This window comes from Nostoc sp. ChiQUE02 (genome assembly GCF_034531305.2).
Lineage (GTDB): Bacteria > Cyanobacteriota > Cyanobacteriia > Cyanobacteriales > Nostocaceae > Nostoc.
In genome coordinates, this window is sequence record NZ_JAVRBN020000017.1 from 40,429 (window position 1) to 60,059 (window position 19,631).

Here is a 19,631-nt window from a genome sequence, read left to right on the forward strand (position 1 = left end):
GAAGCTTGAGCATTGATGCATTGCGCCTGTCTACGAGACGCACTCACCTCCGTTGCAAGCCATATAGCCGCCAATTTTTCAACAGTCCATAACTAAAGTTATTGGCTATGTCCCAAAGAAAAAGGGTATTTCTTCTTTCTACTTTGCTCCTTTGCTTTTTTGCTCAAAGACCTATAACATACTTTTGCCACTCTGTATGCAGTCCACTCTTGAGATGTTTGCTAACTTCAAAATAGAGACTGCTATAAGGTTGGCGAGGGGGATGACGCAAAGGCATATGAGCTTCGTGGGGAGTCCGGCTGCCTTTTTTGACATTGCAACGGACACAAGCAGTAACAATGTTCTCCCAGGTATCGCCTCCGCCGCGCGATCGCGGTATTACATGGTCTAGGGTCAACTCATCCCCTGTGTAACCACAGTATTGACAGGCATGACCGTCACGGTGCAATATATTTCGGCGAGTCAGAGGAATTTCTTTATAAGGAACACGTACGTAATGACGCAACCGGATCACGGTCGGCAACGGAAAATCCGAATAAAGGAATTTACCATTGTGTTCCACGCGTTCTGCTTTGCCCTTGATTAACAGAACCGCAGCGCGACGCCAGCTCGTTATATTGAGAGGTTCGTAAGAGGCGTTTAAGACTAAAACCTTCCCCATTTATCTGCGCTCAGGGTATTAGTTTTACATATATTAACACAAATATACCCTGCTAGGGAGATGAGAATAAATTATACTTTCGGGATAATTCAGAAATTAAGTTATGAGTTAAGAGTTAGAAATTAGGAGTTTGGAATTCAGGAGGCAAGAGGGCGTTCGCGTAGCGTCTCCTAGAGAAGGCAGTTTGGCTTGAGGTAGTCACGCTAAAAAGCGTGGGACTTAGGCTGTAGCTGCTTTGCTACTTACTTGCGTTTGTTATACATTTTTTATACTAGTAAGCTTTAAAACCACAACTAAAGTTTCTATTGAGACTTATTTCCTCCTGCCCTTCGGGTACTCTTCGAGAACGCCTTCGGCGAACGCAGTCGCTCATGGGGGAAACCCCCTTGGCGCTAGCCTCTCCCTTTGGGAGAAGACCGCGCTGTCTCACCTCTTGCCCTTCGGGTGATGCACTCTACGAGAGGCTGGCCGTAGCTTGCTTCCCTGTAGGGGTACGCCGGCTCGCTAATGCAGTCGCTCATGGGGAGCCACTCCGTTGCAGGTGCTTCCTTCCATTGTTCGCGCAGCGTCTCCGAACAGGAGAAGCAGAGCCATAAGATTTACTTTTAACTCCTCATTCATAACTCTTAATTTTTACTTTAGTGCTGCAACATCTTGTATCCATTTCAATATGAAGGGTACACTTCCTATTTAATCTGATCTTGCTTTTAGGAGCGTGGATAGATAACTTGAAAGTTTAGTTGTGGTGGGATAGGAGTCAGTACAAATGTTAAGTCGCAAACAAATCCCTGGTGTAGTTCCTAATCAGCAGTGCGACACCTACGCGTGGTTTTCGCAACGAGCCTGGGTAGAAATTGATTTAGGGGCATTGTCGTACAATGTACAGCAATTGGTGCAGTTTTTATCACCGCGTACCCAGTTGATGGCAGTAGTAAAAGCTGATGCCTATGGGCATGGAGCGGTAACAGTCGCCCAAACTGCAATCCAATCGGGAGCTAGTTGGCTAGGAGTCGCTACAGTTCCAGAAGCCATTCAATTGCGAGAAGGTGGGATTCAAGCGCCCATTTTGATTTTAGGGGCAACTCATACACCAGAGCAGATTCATGCGATCGCACATTGGAAACTTCAGCCCACACTCTGTAGCCCTAAACAAGCCTTAGTATTTTCTAATACCCTGGAATCGATGAATTATGGTTCTCCAGTGCCCGTACACATCAAATTAGACACGGGAATGTCTAGGTTAGGAACTAATTGGCAGCAAGCTGGCGAATTTGTGCAATTGGTGCAGCGCTTACCACATCTTTCTATCGCCAGTATTTATTCTCATTTGGCAACAGCAGATGATCCTGATCCGACGGCAATGGAAGAACAGCATAAACGATTTGAGGAAGCGATCGCTCAAATCAAAGCAATGGGAATTCAACCGCCCTGCTTGCACTTGGCAAACTCAGCGGCTGCACTCACAGATCCGGCATTGCACTACGACATTGTGCGGGTAGGTTTAGCGGTTTACGGACTCTACCCAGCAACCCATTTACAAAATGCGATCGACCTTAAGCCAGTTTTGCAACTTAAAGCACGAGTTACCCAGGTCAAAACAATTGCCGCTGGAACTGCTGTCAGCTATGGTCATAAATTTATTGCCCCGCGTGAACTTTGCCTCGCTGTCGTGGGAATTGGCTATGCTGACGGTGTCCCTCGCAGTCTTTCCAACAAAATGCAGGCGTTAATTCGCGGTCAGCGGGTATCGCAAATCGGGACAATTACAATGGATCAGTTGATGCTAGATGTGAGCGCTATACCCAATATCCAAGAAGGAGAAGTAGTCACCTTACTAGGGGAACAGGGAAAAGAACAAATTTCAGCGGATGATTGGGCAGAACAATTAAATACTATTTCTTGGGAAATTCTCTGCGGATTCAAGCATCGTCTGCCTCGTGTTGCAGTCATGTAACTGGGCATGGGAAAAGAATTACTGCAACTTCTCCTCTACTCCCCCTGCCTCCCCTGCTTCCTCATCCCCCATTTCCCCTTCCCATAAATAATTTCTTATGGTACGATAGTTAACTGATGCGGATGTGGCGGAATTGGCAGACGCGCTAGATTTAGGTTCTAGTTCCGAAAGGAGTGAAGGTTCAAGTCCTTTCATCCGCATTTTAAATTTACGAAAACTGCATGAGCCTGTTGGCTCATGCGTAAAATGTATGAGTTGATTCATCCTCAACTACAAGCATGAAAGTCAGTTTTTTCTTTGCATAAACCTGCTCAAATTAATGCTTCAATTCAGCTAAATCTGATCTGATGAGTTTTTCAATTAGTTCGATAACACCATCCCCACGGCTGCCATTAGTCACAAAATCTACGCGCTCTTTGAGCATCGGCAAAGCATTGGCAACTGCTACCGAACAACCACAAAAACTGAGAAAATCATAGTCATTTTCTGCATCGCCAATCCCGACTACATTTTCAGGTGATAACTGCATATCAGCCAAGGCGGCTGCTAATCCTGTGGCTTTGTTAATTCCTGAGGGTAGCACCATCACTGCACCTTTATTCAATATGACTTGTAATTCTAATCCCATGTGGCGGATAGTTTCTAAAACTGTGGTTTCATGGGGACGCCATGTGGCGACAATTACACGACCAACTGACAGGGGCTTGACTTGGCGATCGCGCAATGCGTTAATAAATTCTGCTGATGGTTGCGAACCTAACAGTTTCTCCTGATGCTTGGCTGGTGAGTATAGCAAAGCACCGTTTTCTGCTACTACATAATCAAATAAATCTACTTGTACAAAAACTTGCAGCAATTCATCTAGCTGTCTACCTGTCACCAAGATGAGTTTGTAACCAAAACTTCGCAGACGTGAAAGTGCTGCCAAAGTGTTTTCATTTACATGATTATCAGTTGCTAGTGTGCCGTCGTAGTCAGTTGCCAATACAGAATAAAGCATAATGTTACTCATTTTTTTTGACAGTTAAACGAAACTTTTGTCATTAGTTTTTCATTGTGAGGAATGCCTACATTAGCTGCCAATGATTTTACAATCGGAGCAATTAATCCACATTCCAAAGCTTCTGTGACTTACTGTTGACAGATGAATTGGCGGCATTTTTCTAACCAATCATTTAACGATCTATCTGCTTCCTGTTTAGTTTCCCGCATGGCATGTCTAAATAGCCTTCACACTCTTGTATGACATTCAAAGCTACTGAAGCTTGTGGATTATCCGCCAACTCGCTGCGAAACTGACTAATTTTCTCTGGTGTAAGGAAAAGCATTTAATAGTTTTAGCCAGTAAATAAATACACGAAGCATTTAGTAATTATACATCTAACCCCTAATCTAGAGATGTCGCGTAGATTACAGCCGTAGGCATCGCACTCACACAACATCAACAGTACGAAATAAAAGTATGAAATAAACAGGCGATCGCGTAATTTTTTCGGACAAACAGTTCTGCCAAAGCAGTAAATCTTTGATATAGTATAAAAATTTACCTAACTAATTTTGGCTTCTGAATTCTAAATTATGTTTTATATTTGTCAAAAAAATCAGTATTATCTCTGAAGCCACAACGAGGGTACTCAATGAAATGTGGCTTTATTTAGTACTTTTATCCTTAAAGACTAGATTTTGCTTAAGTGTAAATACAGAAGTTTAAAGATATTATTTTAAGAAAATCAGTATTATTCCTGTGGTCAGAATGGGGTTACTCAATGGAAAGTGGCTTCATCTAGTCTTGACATTTTTATGTCTTATTTTTCAAGAATGTCTATAAATCTCAGTAACAGGAAGTAAATTAATAACAATTTACGAATTTACTGAGATTTGAGCATTTGAAAATAACGCAGCTTTCGTTGAGTTTCACCACAAATCCTAGGGGTCAAAATTGTGTACTTTAAAATACAAAACTTTGAAGCCTTTTACTTGATTTTCATTGTGGAAGAACTCTGCACGAATTTAGCTTACACGTATCGAATTTAGCTGAGTAAAAGCAAAATGAGCACAACTCCTATAGGTAGCTACAGGTTGTTCCAGAAACTACATCCGCTATCTCTGTTGGCACAATTAACCAGTCGGCGTGCTACAGGTTGCTTAAGCGTATTTACCGGGATAGTTTCTTGGTTAATCTATCTAGAGGACGGTAAACTTACTTATGCCTCCTATTCAGATAAACTGTTTGAGCGCCTTGACAGTCACTTGCGGCGCTTGAGTCAGCAAATTCCTGCTCTCAACAGTGCCACTCGCGTGCAGATGCGGCTGATGTTTGAGACGAAAAATGAACATCAATCAATACCAAATGCGGATTACCAAGCTATTTGTTGGTTAGTAAATCAGGACTATCTTACCGCTGTGCAAGCAGGAAGCCTGATAGACGAATTGGCAAAAGAAGTGCTGGAATCATTTCTGTGCTTAAAAGAAGGTAGCTATGAATTCAGTCCAGAAAGTTCTTTGGATGAACTACCAAAATTCTGTCGCCTAGACTTGCGGTTACTTGTTGAACACTGCCAAAAGCAGTTACGAAATCGGCAAAATATCCAGTCATCAATTCCGGCTGGTGGAGGTTCCCAAGTTTTATCTACAACAAAACCGTCTCAAGTTCAGCCACAACTGCAAATAAAACTTGGGCAAAAATTGCCGATACCAATTAATTTTGATCTTCCTGAGAATAATAAAAATACTCAGCCACCTGTTGGCAAAAAACTATATACAATTGCCTGCATTGATGATAGCCAAACAGTTTTGAATTCCATCAAACACTTTTTGGATGAAAACACATTTTCAGTTGTGATGATCAACGATCCGGTAAAAGCTTTAATGCAAATTCTGCGAAGTAAGCCCGATCTGATTTTACTAGATGTTGAAATGCCAAGTTTAGATGGCTATGAGCTATGTTCCTTATTACGGAAACATTCAGCTTTTAAAAGTACGCCGATCATTATGGTGACTGGTAGAACAGGATTTATCGACAGGGCAAAGGCTAAAATGGTCAGGTCATCAGGATATTTGACCAAGCCTTTTACACAATCAGAATTGCTAAAAATAGTTTTTAAGCATATTGGTTGATATAAAGAAGGCAAATAAAAAAACAATATATGTTTAATTTATTTTTTTAGGAGATTTAATAGTGAGCCTGACTTTGCTTGGCACGATTCTGATTGTAGAAGATTCTCCCAGCGAATTGGAATTAATGAGTCATTATCTCAAAGAGAGTGGTTACAACGTAATTAAAGCAAGTGGTGCAAAAGAGGGTTTAGAAAAAGCTGTGTTAGAAAAACCAGATGCGATCGTTACTGATGTAGTAATGCCAGAAATGAGTGGATTTGAATTGTGTCGTTCTCTGAGAAGAAATCCAATTACTGCAAAAGTGCCGATTGTGGTTTGTAGTTCCAAAAATCAAGAAATTGACCGTTTGTGGGCGATGAGACAAGGTGCAGATGCCTATATAACTAAACCTTATACTCGCGAACATCTCTTACGTACTATTAAATCAGTGGTAATTTGAATCAATGACTAGTACAAACATTACTCTTTCTTCAAAACCAACCCCAAATAATTTAGCAGATGGTTATCTGAAGTTTCAGCTAAATCAACAAACTACTGCTGTTTTATCAATGAGGCATACGCAAGAAGCAATTATTGTGCCTGTTGAATCTATTACGTCAATGCCCAATATGCCGTCCTGCATATTAGGATTAATGAATTGGCGAAGTCGGATAATTTGGGTAGTTGATTTGCCAAGAATGCTCAATTTAGAATCCCTAGATTATCGACTGCGACAGTACAATGTAATCGTTATCCAAGTGGAATCATTAGTGTTGGGTTTGGTTGTACAAGACATAAAAGGTACGACCAAGTTCATAGTTGATGATATTCATTCTCCTATAGGACAAGTGGCATCCAGTTTAGTTCCTTATTTATGTGGGTGCGTTGTGCAACAGGAAGAAATATTACTGGTATTAGATGCACAGGCGATTGTGCAGTCTTCTATTCTCCGCAGTGATTAGGGTGTACTACTAAAAAAAAGATTTTTAGTATTCTTATTCACATATTTAGGATAACTACTTTTATGTTTAATAAAACCAACACAAATCAAGGTAATGGCACTCACAATCGGGCATCACTAATTTCATCCCAGAAAGCCATTGGAACTGTAGTAAAGCTACCAACTAAGCTAACTACTGAAACTGCTAATAATTCTTCTCAGGGTATTGCCTATTTTACAAGGCTGGGATTGGTTAAGAAAGCGACTATTTTAGCGATCGCAATCGGTACAATACCAGTATTGGGCATCGGCGCGATCGCTTTTGGTTTTGCCAACAAATCCATTACTAAGCAAATTACCCAGTCTCAACAAGCCGAAGCCACTGGCTTAAGTGATAAAGTTAACCGCTTTATGCTGGGACGCTACGGTGATATTCAGGTAATATCAAACTTACTATTTTTGACAAATTCTCAAGCTAGTATTAGTACTCAAGAAAAGCAAGCAGTCTTAGATCGAGTTGTTGAAGCCTACAAAGCTTATGACAGTATTGCTGTTTTTGATCGCCAAGGTAACTTGATTGTGCAGTCCACAGGCGAACCCTTGGAAAATCAAAAAGATCGTACCTATTTTCAAGACGCTTTACAAAAAGATACTCCTGTCATCAGCAAACCTGAAGCAGTAAAGAATACTGGTGTAGTGAGTATTTATCTAGCTGCACCTGTGAAAGAGACAAGGACGGGTCAAACTATTGGCGTGGTACAAGCACGTATGCCCGTAAAATCTTTAGAGGAAGTAATCAAAAACTACGTAGCTAATGGGCAACAATACCATTTACTTGATGCTTCAGGAACAGTTTTCTTGAGTCCCCAAAAGGAATTATTGGGGAAAGAGGCCAAGGGAGAGTATTCTAATTTACCTAAACTGCTGGCAGCCAAAAAGGTAGATAGTTTTATAGAAGTTCCGAAAACTCACAAAAAACAAGAACTAGTTAGCTACGTACCAGCTAGTACCCTAGATGGCTTACCTGATTTAAACTGGCAAGTACTTTTATCTACAGACACAGCAATTGTATTTGAACCGCAAAGACAATTATTGTGGATTATAGCCATCGGCACAGCAGTGACAGCATTGATTGTAGCTGCGATCGCATCTCGGTTAGCTAAACTTACTACACAGCCAATTCTCAATGCGACTGCGGCATTAGCAAAGCTGGGTCAAGGTAAATTCAATACCCGTCTGGAAATTGAAAGAGAAGACGAATTAGGGGTATTGAGTGCAAATATAAACCAGATGGCCGAACAATTGCAGGTCTTAGTTAAGGAACAGGAACTGGACGTTGAAGGGGCAAAATTACTAGCAGATATCACCCTACGAATTCGGAGAATTCTCAAAACTGAAGATATTTATCAAGCAGCAGTCAAAGAAGTTCAGCAAATCCTAAAAACAGATCGGGTAATCATTTATAGTCTGAATCCAGGTACTTTGGATGGCGTTGTCGTTGCAGAATCGGTAACTGGTAATTGGCCGGAAATGCTGGGAGTGCAAATTAACGACCCCTATTTTCGAGAACGTTATCTAGAAACTGATCGCGATGGACAGGTGCAAGCAGTTGCCAACATTCATCAAGACCAAAGCCTGAAAAATGCCAACAGTTACATCCAACTATTGGAAAAATTTGCTGTCAAAGGTAATTTGATCGTACCGATTCTTGCCCAAGAGCAACTTTTAGGCTTATTAATTGCTCATCATTGCGAAACTCCTCGTGTTTGGCAACAGCCAGAAATTGACTTGTTTCAACAGATAGCAACTCAAGTCGGCTATGCCTTAGAACAAGCCAAGTTATTAGAACAGATAGAACAAGTCAGAAATGTTGCTGTAACCGGGTCAGACGAAGAACGTCAAGAAAAAGAAACACTCCAACAACAACTTTTACAACTACTCAACAACGTAGAAGGTGCAGCCAGAGGCGATCTGACAGTGCGTGCAGACGTAACCGCTGGAGAAATAGGTACTGTTGCCGACTTTTTCAACTCCATTGTGGAAAGCCTCCGGGATATTGTTACCCAAGTTAAACAAGCTGCTATCCATGTGAATAGCGCCATTGGCTCTAATGAAGGAGCCATTCGCCATTTAGCAGAGGAAGCACTTACCCAAGCTGCCGAAATCAACCGCACCCTTGATGCTGTTGACCAAATGACCCAATCTATGCAAGTCGTAGCCGGAAGTGCCGAAAAAGCTGCCTTCATCGCCAACAATGCTGCTCAGACCGCCACCAAGAGCGGACACGCGATGGATTTGACAGTACAAAACATCCTATCTTTGCGGGAAACTGTGGGTGAAACTGCCAAGAAAGTGAAACGTTTGGGAGAATCTTCGCAACAAATTTCTCGCGTGGTTTCCTTGATTAACCAAATCGCTATTCAAACTAACTTGCTTGCCATTAACGCAGGTATTGAAGCAGCGCGTGCGGGTGAAGAAGGTCAAGGTTTTGCCGTAGTGGCTGAAGAAGTTGGCGAACTAGCAGTTCGGAGTGCCGCAGCAACTCAAGAAATTGAACAAATTGTTGAAAATATCCAACGAGAAACCAGTGAAGTAGTGCAAGCAATGGAAATAGGAACCACCCAAGTGGTAGAAGGGACTCGAATTGTGGAGGAGGCTAAACAAAGTCTAAGTCAAATTTTGGATGTATCGTGTCAAATTGACTCCTTAGTACAGTCGATTTCCACTGCAACTGCATCTCAGGTTGAAACATCGCAAAGTGTTAGCCAATTGATGAAAGATATCGCTGCTATATCACAACGCACCAGCGATTCGTCTCGCCAAGTTTCTGAATCTCTGCAACAAACGGTGGAGATTTCCCAGCAGTTGCAAGAGACTGTCGAGGCTTTCAAAGTTAGTTAAGTTTGTCATTTGTCATTTGTCCTTTGCTATTTGCTAGTGACCAATGACGAATGACTTTTGTTATTTGTCTGTTGTCATTTGTCCTTTGTCCTTTTACTAATGACCAATGACCAATGACCAATGACTAATGACTAATGACCCTTCGGGTGACGCTCGTGCCTCGCTAACGCTGCGCTAACGCCAGTTGCTCATGGGGGAAACCCTCAAGACCGCACTGGCTCACCAATGAGCAATGACTAAGGACAAAAATCATGCTACAAGACAAAGAACTAGAAATCCAGATGCAGTTTCTGGAAGAAGCAACTGATTACTTAAATACCTTAGAAGCGGTATTGCTAGAAATCGATACTAGTAACCGCATCGATTTGGATAAAATCAATGCTGCACTCCGAGCCGCTCATTCAATTAAAGGTGGTGCGGGGATGATGGGATTTAGATCGCTAAGTGATTTATCTCACCGTCTGGAAGATTCCTTTAAAGTTTTAAAAACTAAAAAAAATTCTTTAGAAATTGATACTCAGCTGCAAAGTTTATTGCTATCTGGAGTTGACTGGCTACGTCAGATTGTAGAATTGCTTGCAGAAGGAAATGTTGTCGAAGATGCGTGGTTAGCAACCTTTTGTTACCCAATTTTTGATGAGTTGCACGATCGCTTGGGTGACCCCACCCCTGAGGATGCCTCAACCATGCTATCCCCAGAAGATGGCCAAGACGTTATCCCCTTGCTATTTGCAACAGAAGTAGAAGAGTGTTTGCAGCGTCTAGAATCGGTATTGGCAGATAGCGAACAGCCTGGTTTGCATGAAGAAGTTGTGATCATGGCAGCTGAATTAGGCGGTTTGGGGGAAATGCTCCAGTTGGCAGCTTTTACCAAGCTTTGTGAATCAGTAACGCAGCACTTGGAAACTATTAGCAGCTCGCGCATTCCCGAAATTGCCCAGTTAGCATTGCAAGCATGGCGGCGATCGCAAGCTTTGGTGCTGACAAATCAACTAGATAACTTGCCTACAGAAATTGAATTGGGTAGTTATACGCAATCCCAGCTACTATTACCAGCAGAAGTAATACCACAGCTTCTCCCCACAGATATCCTCGACACAGAAGTAGTGTCAACAGCTGTTTGGCAAGCAGAGATAACTCCAGAAACTTGGACTAAAGATGAGGCGTTAGCGCAGCCCACCGCAGGTATCGCTGCTAATTTTACATTTGTGGATGCAGAATTTGCCGATGATGTAAATGCCGTCAATGTCACCGAGCACAATACAATATTTACTAGAGAAGATAATCCTCCAGATGCCAGATTTAACGAAGGCAAAGGAGAGCCAGTTACCGCTGGTAAAGAACGAGAAATTCATGAAAATAGCGTCCGAGTTCCTAGTAAACAATTAGAGCAAATTAATGATTTGTTTGGCGAACTGATTGTTCAGAGAAATGGGTTAAACTCGCAACTAGAAAGATTACGCAAACTCGTTCGTAACCTCAACCAGCGAGTTCAAGTTCTCGACCGAGAAAACCAGGAATTACGTATAGTTTACGACAAAATTTCCACTCAAGCTGCCATGTCTAACGGGGTGCAGGTGCAAGATGAAAATAGCCACCAAACACAAGATGTAGACAGGGAATTTGATGCCTTAGAGATGGATCGCTATAACGATTTAAACCTGCGATCGCAGGAAGTTATGGAAACCATTGTTCAGGTACAGGAAGTCACAACAGATGTGCAACTCAGTGTAGATGATACAGACCATATTGCTCGTAAACTAAACAAAACATCAAAACAGTTACAAACCAAACTAAATCACATCAGAATGCGGCCGCTGTCCGATTTAGTCGAACGTTTTCCTAGAGCTTTACGCGATTTAAATGTAGAGTATGGAAAAAATGTGCAGTTAAAAATTGAAGGTGGCAACACTCTAATTGAACGCAGCATTTTAGAAGCTTTAAATGAACCTTTAATGCACCTATTAAGGAACGCTTTCGATCATGGTATCGAAGACTCAGCCACGCGTCGCCTTTTGGGTAAACCAGAACAAGGATTGATTGAAATTACAGCCACTCACCGCGGTAATCGCACCATCATTACTATCCGTGATGATGGTTGGGGCATTTCTCTGGAGAAAATTCGCACCCGCGCCCTAGCTATGGGATTGGATGCTTCTTTACTTGCTAATGCTAGTGATGAAGAACTGTTATCACTAATTTTTGAACCAGGTTTTACTACCTCCGAGCAAGTGACAGCATTATCCGGTCGCGGTGTCGGTATGGACGTGGTTCGCAACAATCTCAAACTAATTCGAGGAGATGTGAAAGTTGATACGGAACCAGGAGTTGGTACTACCTTCACCCTATCAGTACCGTTTACACTTTCCGTTGCGCGAGTTCTGCTGGTAGAAATCAACAAGATTCTATTAGCATTTCCCACAGATGTCATTTCAGAAATATCTTTACTCCAAGACGAGCGAGTTTTTCAAATGGCTGGTAGCGAAGTTTTAAATTGGCAAGGAACCATGCTGCCACTGATTCGCCTAATTCGTTATTTAGAGTTTAATTGCCTACGCTACGATAGCCCAGAGTTAGAAATTCCAGCAGCCATTAGTACTAACAGCGTGTTAGTAGTTAAAGGTAATAATCAGCCAGTAGCAATTCAAATAGATCGTTGCTGGGGTGAACAAGAAGTTGCTATTCGCCAAGTCGAGGGAAATATACCTTTACCCGAAGGTTTTAGCAACTGCACAATTCTCGGTGATGGTCGAGTAGTGCCACTAGTTAATGTCAATGAGTTGCTGTATTGGATTGCTACAAATCGGAAGACTCCTAGAGGTACTCAATTACCATCAGCAAGGTTAAAAACACCGTTCCTGATATTTGATGAAGAGAAAATCTCAGCAGCCTCTATTAAGCAGAAAGGCACAATTTTGATTGTAGATGATTCGATTAATGTTCGCCGATTTTTAGCACTGACCCTTGAAAAAGGAGGATATCAAGTAGAGCAAGCTAAAGATGGTCAAGATGCTTTAGAAAAACTCCATAGTGGATTGAGAGTTGAGGCAGTAATTTGCGATATTGAAATGCCTCGCCTAGATGGTTATGGCTTTTTAGGTAAGGTAAATTCAGACGTTGATACAAAAAATATTCCAGTTGCCATGCTGACTTCTCGTAGCAGCAATAAACATCGGCAATTGGCTATGCAATTGGGGGCGCGGGCTTACTTTTCTAAACCTTACAACGAGCAAGAATTACTCCAAACACTGGAGGAAATAATTCATCCTGTAGCAGAAAAGGCAGCTTCTAATTAAAAATTGATAATTGTTAATTCATAATTAGGTTTCAGGTATTTTTTTAAGGTGCGTTACGCTTTTGGTGTAACGCACTATTTGTTTTAACTTCTAGTGCCCTGGTGACTAGAAGTCGTGGATTCGAGGACTTTTGCGGCAGCGACGTTACAAATTAAAGTTCCCGTAATAACAACAGCTTGTCCATTTGTTACCAACACAGAAGCTGTCGTTAGGAATAAAGTTGTTGTCGTCACCACAGCTTGTCCGTTCGTTACCAACACAACTTGTTTCGTTACCAAAGCTTATCCGTTGGTAACGAAAACTTATGCGTTCGTTACCAAAGCTTATGTATTTGTGGCAAACGCTTATGCGTTCGTTACCACAGCTTAAGCAACACTTATCAATAAAGTTGTTTTGTTACCAAAGCTTATCTATTTGTGGCAAACGCTTATGCGATCATTACCACAGCTTAAGCAAAACTTATATATACAAGTCCTATAGTATTACCAGCACAACTCAGATTTACGAAAGGTTGGTACGATGCGATGATTGGAAATACTATACCTGTATCTCAACTGTGGAAAGGTATTGATGCAGAGTGAACCACCTTTGATTCAAGTCGAAGCCACGAATAGGCGATCGCTATTCGCTGCATATTGAAGCATTTCTAGCGATACGGGCAATATTTCACAGCCTTTTGAAAATTATTCAATTACATTTTGAATCTGTTAATTATTAAAACCCGCTTTGCAAATTAAATTTAAACATTATGATGTATCTATGTAATTGTACAAATAACTTTTTTATTCTTTGACAAATTAATACCGGGAGTTTTAGGTGATAAAAAACAATAGAAAAAAGGCTGTCGCTCAAGCTATTTCCACAGCCGTTGCTTTGGGCTGGGTAATAATGCAAGTGGAATCAGCACGAGCTGCTACCTTGACGGTTAACAATCTCAATGACAGTAGTGTTGGCTCATTGCGAGATACGATCAACATTGCAACTAGCAATGACGTGGTAGAGTTCTTATTGGGAAGTAATCCTAGTACAATTACCCTGACGAGTGGGGCACTTGCGATTGCTAAAAATCTTACTATTAATGGCCCAGGTGCTCACTTACTTACCATCAGTGGCAATAATCAATTCGCCGTGTTTGATATTAACGCCGCCGATGTTACACTTTCTGGGCTAGCGATCGCTGGTAATATCAATGCTTACAATTCTAGTAGCGTAACGTTTACCAATAGCAGCATCAGCGACGGTAATGCTGGACAAATCAGCGTTGGTGGTAATAATCTCAGCATTCGCGATAATAATAGTATAGAAGGCGGCACTATCGTCGGTAATTCTGGGCAAATTAGCAGTGGTGGCAATATTTCAGTGTCAGGAGGCGAGATAACTATTACATCTGGTACTCTTTTCCCGACAAGAGTACCCGAACCCAGTGCGATCGCTGGTACTATACTTGCTAGTAGTCTGGCTTGGCTGGCGAAGAGAAAGCAAGCAGCATTTTACAAAGCGAAGGTATAATTACGTATTAAAATAAATTTGCAAATAGTTTAGATAATCAGCCCGCCTGTGCAGGCTGATTATTTTATGGACAATTAGTCAGACATAATATCAATTACCTGAAACTAAAATACTTCCAGGAACCTTCATTAAGCCTCGACTTTTACACCCTTCCAGAAGGCCACATAACCTTCAATATTTTTAGCCTTCTCCTTAGCACTGGGATAGTACCAAGCGGCATCTTTATTGATTTGCCCATCAACGTTGATACTGTAGTAACTGGCAACACCTTTCCAAGGACAAGTAGTGTGGGTGTTACTTTCTGCGAAGTACTGCTTGTTAATGGTGTCAACAGGGAAATAATGGTTGCCTTCCACAACTACAGTATTATCACTCTCGGCTAAAACAGCTCCATTCCAAATTGCTTTCGGCATAAATGACTTTGTAAATAAACTATACATATAACATTTTGACACTATCAGCTTATTTGTAGTCAATTTCTAGAACCTGTGACACCGCCGAAGTAGTTCAGAAGTCACGAAGAGGCGATGCGTTGCGGGAATTTCTCCCTAGATATTAATTGCAATCACTTTTATTTATTAATTTGAAAATTAAATACATTTGCTTCTATCGGAAACATTTTATAGCATATTGGTATGGAAAGTTAATGAGCCAGAACAAAGTTGGATTTCGGTTTATAGCGTCAAGCAAAAAATATTTAGAAGATAACTATGTGAGTAAGCAATACCTGCGGTGAGCTACGCTAACGCACCTTCTAGAGATGCTTGCCAATCAAGGATTTATCTAGCATGTTTTGCCTTTTTTAAGTTCTTACTAAACCTTTTAATAATTTCCAACTTTTCCAATTTGGGTGAATTTGACTCACCTTTTTAGCTAATTTACAAATTACCTTATCAATTAGGTGAACTGACCATAAAAATTTGAGACTAATAAAACAGTGGACTCTATTACTAGAGAATACTTGCTGCACTTTTTTCTAATTGAAGATAACTCGATGAAATTCACAAACTTGATAAATTCTGCATATATTGTTGCTTGGATTAATTCTATGTCTAAAATCACTAGCCTTCATCCAGCTAAGAATCACAATAGCCCATTAATAAACACAGATGTCAACTCTGACACTTTCCCTAGTTATTCCACGAATGTCAATTGCCTCAAACCTTTTGATACTGCTTTTCTCGCCTATTACATGATGGGTCTTGGCAATTTTGAATGATCTAAGTTACCTCTGTGTGTTTGAGTTGTAACTTAGATCATTTACAGTTTTACCGCTAATTAACCTAGTTCTAATGAGGAGAAATTTATGAAACTTACAGCCTTGCTCAATTCTGCACTTATCATTGCTTCTATTGCTTTTATACCTAGAATTGCTGGTGCTCAAACAGCTAATATTAACAATGGTGGTGAACAAATAAATACAGATGTCAACTCTAATGCTTTACGCAAAAATCCCACAGATGCCAATTATCTGCAACCCTTCAATACTGCCTTTCTAGCTTATCAAGGTTATTTGAAAAACCAAGGCATTCCCAGTGGGAGCGCTTTGATATCTGAATACCAAATCGGAAACCTAACTGCGAAAGATGTGGTTCAGGCTGCTGTTAGGGCTAATAAATTATCAGCGCAAGTTTTAAATGATCAAAGTTACCTCAACGCGGTAGAGTCACAGTTGACATCATTCAGCAATACTAATGATTTATCTGAATAAATATAGGTTTGCCAAGTTCGTAACGGATTTACAGCAAAATTAAGTCGTCAGGAGTGCTGAGATTAATCTCTGTGTCTCCCAATAACTCTAGTATTTCTCTAATAAAAGCTTTACTTCTGCCTCCAATTCCCAATCTTTCATCGCTAACCACTCAGCTTGACGCACTGCTAAAAATGCTTGTGATAAGTCTGGATTTAAAGCATTTAAAAGAATATTATTCTGTTTTAGATGGTCTAGAGCTTCGCCAAGGCTTTGTGGTAAAAGATCAATACCATTGGCATGACGTTCCTCAATTGGCAGGTGTCCGGGGTCTTGTGTAACAGGATTTCCCGATTTTAGACTTCGTTGCACACCGTCGAGTCCGGCTGCAATCACCGCACCTAAAGCGAGGTAAGGATTGGCTGATGCATCAACAGTTTTTAACTCGAAATGGCTGGAACCGTTGAATCCAGGATTGCTGGGCACTCTCACGGCGGCTTCACGGTTATCTAGTCCCCAACAACGGAAAGCACCACTCCAGCTATGAGGACGAATGCGGCGGTAAGAATTAGTACTAGGAGTAGTCAACGCCATCAGTGCTGGCAAATGCTCAAGTATACCAGCGATAAATGCTTGGCCTATCTGGGAAAGACCGCAGATATCTTGAGGATCTGGTAGGAGATTTTGCCCGTTACGCCAGAGGCTAAGATGGATGTGGCAACCGCTACTAGCCGCATCTGGGAAAATTTTGGGTAAGAAAGAGGCTGTAAGGTTGTGGTGATGAGCGATCGCTCTCACGGTTTCTCTAAAGCTAATCTGCCAATCAGCTGCCCGTAAAGCATCAGTATATCGTATGGAGATTTCCTGTTGACCTGGCCCTGATTCGGGATAATACTGCTCTACAGGAATTCTTTGGGCAATGAGTGCCTCGACTATCTCATCAATTACTTCTCGATGCCTATCCATTGCTTGAGTCGAAGCAAAAACTGTGGAATCTGCGGGTACAATTCCCTCAGATGTTTGCCGTAACAGGTAAAATTCATTTTCAAATGCAGCCCGAATTTCTAACCCCTCGCGTCTCGCCGCCTCAATCATTCGTACCAGAAAATTACGGGGACACAGCGCCCAAGGACTCCCATTAAGTACCATATTTCCCATTACACGAGCATGATTGGGAGCATAGGGTAAAGGAGTGAAGCTAAACCAATCTGGTACTAAGCGGATTTCGCCTACTGGCCCTAGACCAGTTTCGGGGATGACGGCATCATACATTACAGGTACTCCCTGTTGTCCCGCAGAAATGCCCACACCATAATCAAAGTAGTGGGATAACATTTCCACATGAACAGCTTTGCCACGAATGATGTTGGCGTTGTCACACCAAAGGATACGGACAAACCTGATTCCAGCTTCCTGAAGAGATTTTCTGACTTTTTTAAATGCTTTGTTTGCAGCCATCGGTCAATTTATTCCGCTTTTGAGTTGATTTAACAATTTTCCCACCTCATTTTCGTGCTCAAGTTAGAATAACTAGAAATATGAGGACAAGAAAACTTTGTGGTGAATATATCCCACATCCCCAAGTTACCTATACCACCGTCTCTTTTGGGGTCAGAGGTTGGTTCTTTTACTGAGTTTACAGTCACTCAACGAATGCCTGCGATCGCTCGTCGAGTTATCGCTGAAAATAATTTCCCATCTGAGATTAATACCAGTTTAGAAAATTTGGCTACAGAACTGCCGACAGGATTTTTGCCACCTCTTTTAAATGATACTGCTGTAGATTTTTCCGCCTGGAATACATATTTAGAATCCTACAAAGGTCAACGTTGGATAGATGTTCCCTGGTTTTTTGCTGAAACTTATTTTTTTCGGTTAATTCTGGAAATTACTAATTATTTTCGCCCTGGTGTATGGCAAGGTGTCGATCCATTTGAGTTGCAAAAAACTCAAGGTTTGGAAACATCTCTAGACTCGATTATTCTGCTGTGTGGTCAGGCTAACAATTGGTTAGATAATTCACAACTAGGCGAAGAATCAAACCAAACAGCTTTAATAGCACTGTTATATTTTGCTCTCTGGGGAAATCGAGTTGACTTGAGTTTATGGTCAGCATTCGATAGTGACCGAAGTCGTTTTGATATTCAAACTCAACTAGCTCACATCCTAGTAAATGATGCTTCCCAAGTCACGGACTTGTTAAATAGTTCTCAAAATAGACGGATTGATTTTGTTGTAGACAATGCTGGTTTTGAACTGGTTTGTGATTTATGTTTAGTAGATTTTCTATTAAGTAGCGGACTGGCTAATCAGGTTTATCTACACTTAAAGCCACATCCGACTTTTGTATCTGATGCGATGATTAAAGATATACATTACACAACAAAGTTTTTAGCCACTAGTGAACATAAACAAGTTATATCCTTTGCCCAAAGATTGCAAGAAAATATTGCATCAGGGCATTTAGTGTTATTTGAAGATTACTTTTGGACATCGCCTTTAGCCTTTTGGGAAATACCCAACTCTCTCAAAAATGAGTTAGCCAATGCGAGTTTGGTTATAGTCAAAGGAGATGCCAATTATCGCCGATTATTAGGCGATCGCCACTGGGATTTTACCACCAACATTGCAGATATAGTTTGCTACCTACCTATGCCAATGGTAGCTCTACGCACCCTGAAGTCAGAAGTAATAGTAGGTTTAAAACCAGAAGTTATTCAGGAAGTAGCCAAATCTGACTCTTCTTGGTTGACAAATGGACAGTGGGGTGTAATTCAGTTAGTAGCTTAGGTCATTCTGAAAAATCGAGATAATTTGTAAGACAAGTATAAGTATCTTCACTACTTATGGCGTCATCTACCCTACCCGTATCACCACAACCAGCTTAGGATAGACGAGAAGCATTTTTTGAGAAAAATGGTAGAAAAAATCACAGCTGTGTTTAATGGCAAAGTCTTCTATCCGGCTGAACCGATCGCACTGCCAATCAATACCCGTGTGCGAATGAGTATTGAAATTTTACCGCCAAGTGAACATGAAACAGTATCATTTCTGCAAACAGCGCGATCGCTCAACTTAGATGGGCCAGCTGACTGGTCTGCCAATATAGATAAATATTTATACACTAAGTAAACTTTTCATGCATTCTGAAGTCTTTCTGGATACATCATTTGCCATTGCCTTATCTGCACCGAGCGATCGCTTGCATGACCGAGCCTTACATCTGGCTAAAATGTTACAAGCAGCAGAAACACGTTTGGTGACAACACAGGCGGTGATGTTGGAAATTGGCAATGCCTTATCCCAACAACCTTATCGTCAGGCGGCAATCATATTATTAAATTCTCTAGTAGCAGACTCCAAAGTAGAAATTGTCCCCCTCTCTCAGGAACTCTACGAACGTGCTTTCCAGCTATATCGCGAACGAACAGAGAAAGAATGGGGATTTGTCGATTGCGTATCTTTTATTGTGATGCAATATAGCGGAATAACTGAAGCACTGACTGCTGATGAGCATTTTCAACAAGCAGGCTTTCGAGCATTACTGCGAGAAAATTTACCGTAAGGATTGGGGATTGGGCAAT

The 19,631-nt window shown here is 41.3% G+C and carries 16 protein-coding genes and 1 tRNA gene; 13 read left to right on the forward strand and 4 right to left on the reverse strand.

The window, feature by feature from the left end; translation table 11 throughout:
• Nucleotides 1–163: 163 nt before the first annotated feature.
• Nucleotides 164–661 carry an HNH endonuclease gene (locus RM347_RS18545; RefSeq protein ID WP_181928621.1) on the reverse strand — a complete coding sequence of 166 codons (498 nt, stop codon included), beginning with the start codon at nt 659–661 and terminating at the stop codon, nt 164–166.
• 766 nt (nt 662–1,427) lie between these two features.
• On the opposite strand from RM347_RS18545, the gene alr reads away from it, so the two are divergent.
• Both alr and RM347_RS18555 read left to right on the forward strand, forming a co-directional pair.
• Nucleotides 1,428–2,615 (forward strand): alanine racemase, encoded by a 1,188-nt coding sequence (gene alr, locus RM347_RS18550; protein WP_322717779.1) that lies wholly within the window; start codon nt 1,428–1,430, stop codon nt 2,613–2,615.
• Nucleotides 2,616–2,733: 118 nt separating this feature from the next.
• Nucleotides 2,734–2,815, forward strand: a tRNA-Leu gene (locus RM347_RS18555).
• 116 nt (nt 2,816–2,931) lie between these two features.
• On the opposite strand, the gene RM347_RS18560 is transcribed toward RM347_RS18555, so the two are convergent.
• A complete protein-coding gene (locus RM347_RS18560) occupies nt 2,932–3,627 on the reverse strand; it encodes an HAD family hydrolase (protein ID WP_322717780.1) in 696 nt (231 codons plus the stop codon).
• Nucleotides 3,628–4,664: 1,037 nt separating this feature from the next.
• Between RM347_RS18560 and RM347_RS18565 the strand changes: the two genes are divergently transcribed.
• The 7 genes from RM347_RS18565 (at nt 4,665) to RM347_RS18595 (ending at nt 14,357) form a co-directional block, all read left to right on the forward strand.
• Nucleotides 4,665–5,732 (forward strand): response regulator, encoded by a 1,068-nt coding sequence (locus RM347_RS18565; protein ID WP_322717781.1) that lies wholly within the window; start codon nt 4,665–4,667, stop codon nt 5,730–5,732.
• A 61-nt stretch (nt 5,733–5,793) separates the two neighbouring features.
• The gene (locus tag RM347_RS18570) at nt 5,794–6,171 is read left to right on the forward strand and encodes a response regulator transcription factor (RefSeq protein WP_069071198.1); all 378 of its coding nucleotides are present in this window, start codon (nt 5,794–5,796) and stop codon (nt 6,169–6,171) included.
• A 4-nt stretch (nt 6,172–6,175) separates the two neighbouring features.
• Nucleotides 6,176–6,673, forward strand: coding sequence for a chemotaxis protein CheW (locus RM347_RS18575; protein ID WP_322717782.1), 498 nt, complete (start codon nt 6,176–6,178; stop codon nt 6,671–6,673).
• Nucleotides 6,674–6,735: 62 nt separating this feature from the next.
• On the forward strand, nt 6,736–9,552 hold the full coding sequence (locus RM347_RS18580; RefSeq protein WP_322717783.1) for a methyl-accepting chemotaxis protein: 2,817 nt from the start codon (nt 6,736–6,738) through the stop codon (nt 9,550–9,552).
• Between the two features lie 251 nt (nt 9,553–9,803).
• Nucleotides 9,804–12,848, forward strand: a complete 3,045-nt coding sequence (locus RM347_RS18585) for a hybrid sensor histidine kinase/response regulator (RefSeq protein ID WP_322717784.1) — start codon at nt 9,804–9,806, stop codon at nt 12,846–12,848.
• Nucleotides 12,849–12,962: 114 nt separating this feature from the next.
• Nucleotides 12,963–13,217 carry a hypothetical protein gene (locus tag RM347_RS18590; RefSeq protein ID WP_322717785.1) on the forward strand — a complete coding sequence of 85 codons (255 nt, stop codon included), beginning with the start codon at nt 12,963–12,965 and terminating at the stop codon, nt 13,215–13,217.
• Nucleotides 13,218–13,664: 447 nt separating this feature from the next.
• On the forward strand, nt 13,665–14,357 hold the full coding sequence (locus tag RM347_RS18595; protein ID WP_322717786.1) for a PEP-CTERM sorting domain-containing protein: 693 nt from the start codon (nt 13,665–13,667) through the stop codon (nt 14,355–14,357).
• Between the two features lie 128 nt (nt 14,358–14,485).
• Here the strand turns inward: RM347_RS18595 and RM347_RS18600 are convergent, their stop codons facing one another.
• Nucleotides 14,486–14,770 carry a DUF427 domain-containing protein gene (locus tag RM347_RS18600; protein ID WP_322717787.1) on the reverse strand — a complete coding sequence of 95 codons (285 nt, stop codon included), beginning with the start codon at nt 14,768–14,770 and terminating at the stop codon, nt 14,486–14,488.
• 893 nt (nt 14,771–15,663) lie between these two features.
• On the opposite strand from RM347_RS18600, the gene RM347_RS18605 reads away from it, so the two are divergent.
• Nucleotides 15,664–16,068, forward strand: a complete 405-nt coding sequence (locus RM347_RS18605) for a hypothetical protein (protein WP_322717789.1) — start codon at nt 15,664–15,666, stop codon at nt 16,066–16,068.
• An 87-nt stretch (nt 16,069–16,155) separates the two neighbouring features.
• Here RM347_RS18605 and RM347_RS18610 read toward each other — a convergent pair whose 3' ends face one another.
• Nucleotides 16,156–17,505 carry a glutamine synthetase family protein gene (locus RM347_RS18610; RefSeq protein WP_322717790.1) on the reverse strand — a complete coding sequence of 450 codons (1,350 nt, stop codon included), beginning with the start codon at nt 17,503–17,505 and terminating at the stop codon, nt 16,156–16,158.
• A gap of 102 nt (nt 17,506–17,607) precedes the next feature.
• On the opposite strand from RM347_RS18610, the gene RM347_RS18615 reads away from it, so the two are divergent.
• From RM347_RS18615 to RM347_RS18625, 3 genes are all read left to right on the forward strand, one after another.
• Nucleotides 17,608–18,837: a damage-control phosphatase ARMT1 family protein gene (locus tag RM347_RS18615; protein ID WP_416211887.1), complete on the forward strand. Its 1,230-nt coding sequence runs from the start codon at nt 17,608–17,610 to the stop codon at nt 18,835–18,837.
• A gap of 126 nt (nt 18,838–18,963) precedes the next feature.
• On the forward strand, nt 18,964–19,179 hold the full coding sequence (locus RM347_RS18620; RefSeq protein ID WP_322717792.1) for a hypothetical protein: 216 nt from the start codon (nt 18,964–18,966) through the stop codon (nt 19,177–19,179).
• A gap of 7 nt (nt 19,180–19,186) precedes the next feature.
• The gene (locus RM347_RS18625; RefSeq protein WP_104906391.1) at nt 19,187–19,612 is read left to right on the forward strand and encodes a type II toxin-antitoxin system VapC family toxin; all 426 of its coding nucleotides are present in this window, start codon (nt 19,187–19,189) and stop codon (nt 19,610–19,612) included.
• Nucleotides 19,613–19,631 lie beyond the last annotated feature (19 nt).

What these genes read in the sequence shown, in the direction of transcription:
- RM347_RS18605 (WP_322717789.1), top strand. Translation starts at nt 15,664, where the DNA reads ATGAAACTTACAGCCTTGCTCAATTCTGCACTTATCATTGCTTCTATT.
- RM347_RS18620 (WP_322717792.1), top strand. Translation starts at nt 18,964, where the DNA reads ATGGTAGAAAAAATCACAGCTGTGTTTAATGGCAAAGTCTTCTATCCG.
- alr (WP_322717779.1), top strand. Translation starts at nt 1,428, where the DNA reads ATGTTAAGTCGCAAACAAATCCCTGGTGTAGTTCCTAATCAGCAGTGC.
- RM347_RS18625 (WP_104906391.1), top strand. Translation starts at nt 19,187, where the DNA reads ATGCATTCTGAAGTCTTTCTGGATACATCATTTGCCATTGCCTTATCT.
- RM347_RS18600 (WP_322717787.1), bottom strand. Translation starts at nt 14,770, where the DNA reads ATGCCGAAAGCAATTTGGAATGGAGCTGTTTTAGCCGAGAGTGATAAT.
- RM347_RS18565 (WP_322717781.1), top strand. Translation starts at nt 4,665, where the DNA reads ATGAGCACAACTCCTATAGGTAGCTACAGGTTGTTCCAGAAACTACAT.
- RM347_RS18585 (WP_322717784.1), top strand. Translation starts at nt 9,804, where the DNA reads ATGCTACAAGACAAAGAACTAGAAATCCAGATGCAGTTTCTGGAAGAA.
- RM347_RS18560 (WP_322717780.1), bottom strand. Translation starts at nt 3,627, where the DNA reads ATGAGTAACATTATGCTTTATTCTGTATTGGCAACTGACTACGACGGC.
- RM347_RS18610 (WP_322717790.1), bottom strand. Translation starts at nt 17,505, where the DNA reads ATGGCTGCAAACAAAGCATTTAAAAAAGTCAGAAAATCTCTTCAGGAA.
- RM347_RS18580 (WP_322717783.1), top strand. Translation starts at nt 6,736, where the DNA reads ATGTTTAATAAAACCAACACAAATCAAGGTAATGGCACTCACAATCGG.
- RM347_RS18545 (WP_181928621.1), bottom strand. Translation starts at nt 661, where the DNA reads ATGGGGAAGGTTTTAGTCTTAAACGCCTCTTACGAACCTCTCAATATA.
- RM347_RS18575 (WP_322717782.1), top strand. Translation starts at nt 6,176, where the DNA reads ATGACTAGTACAAACATTACTCTTTCTTCAAAACCAACCCCAAATAAT.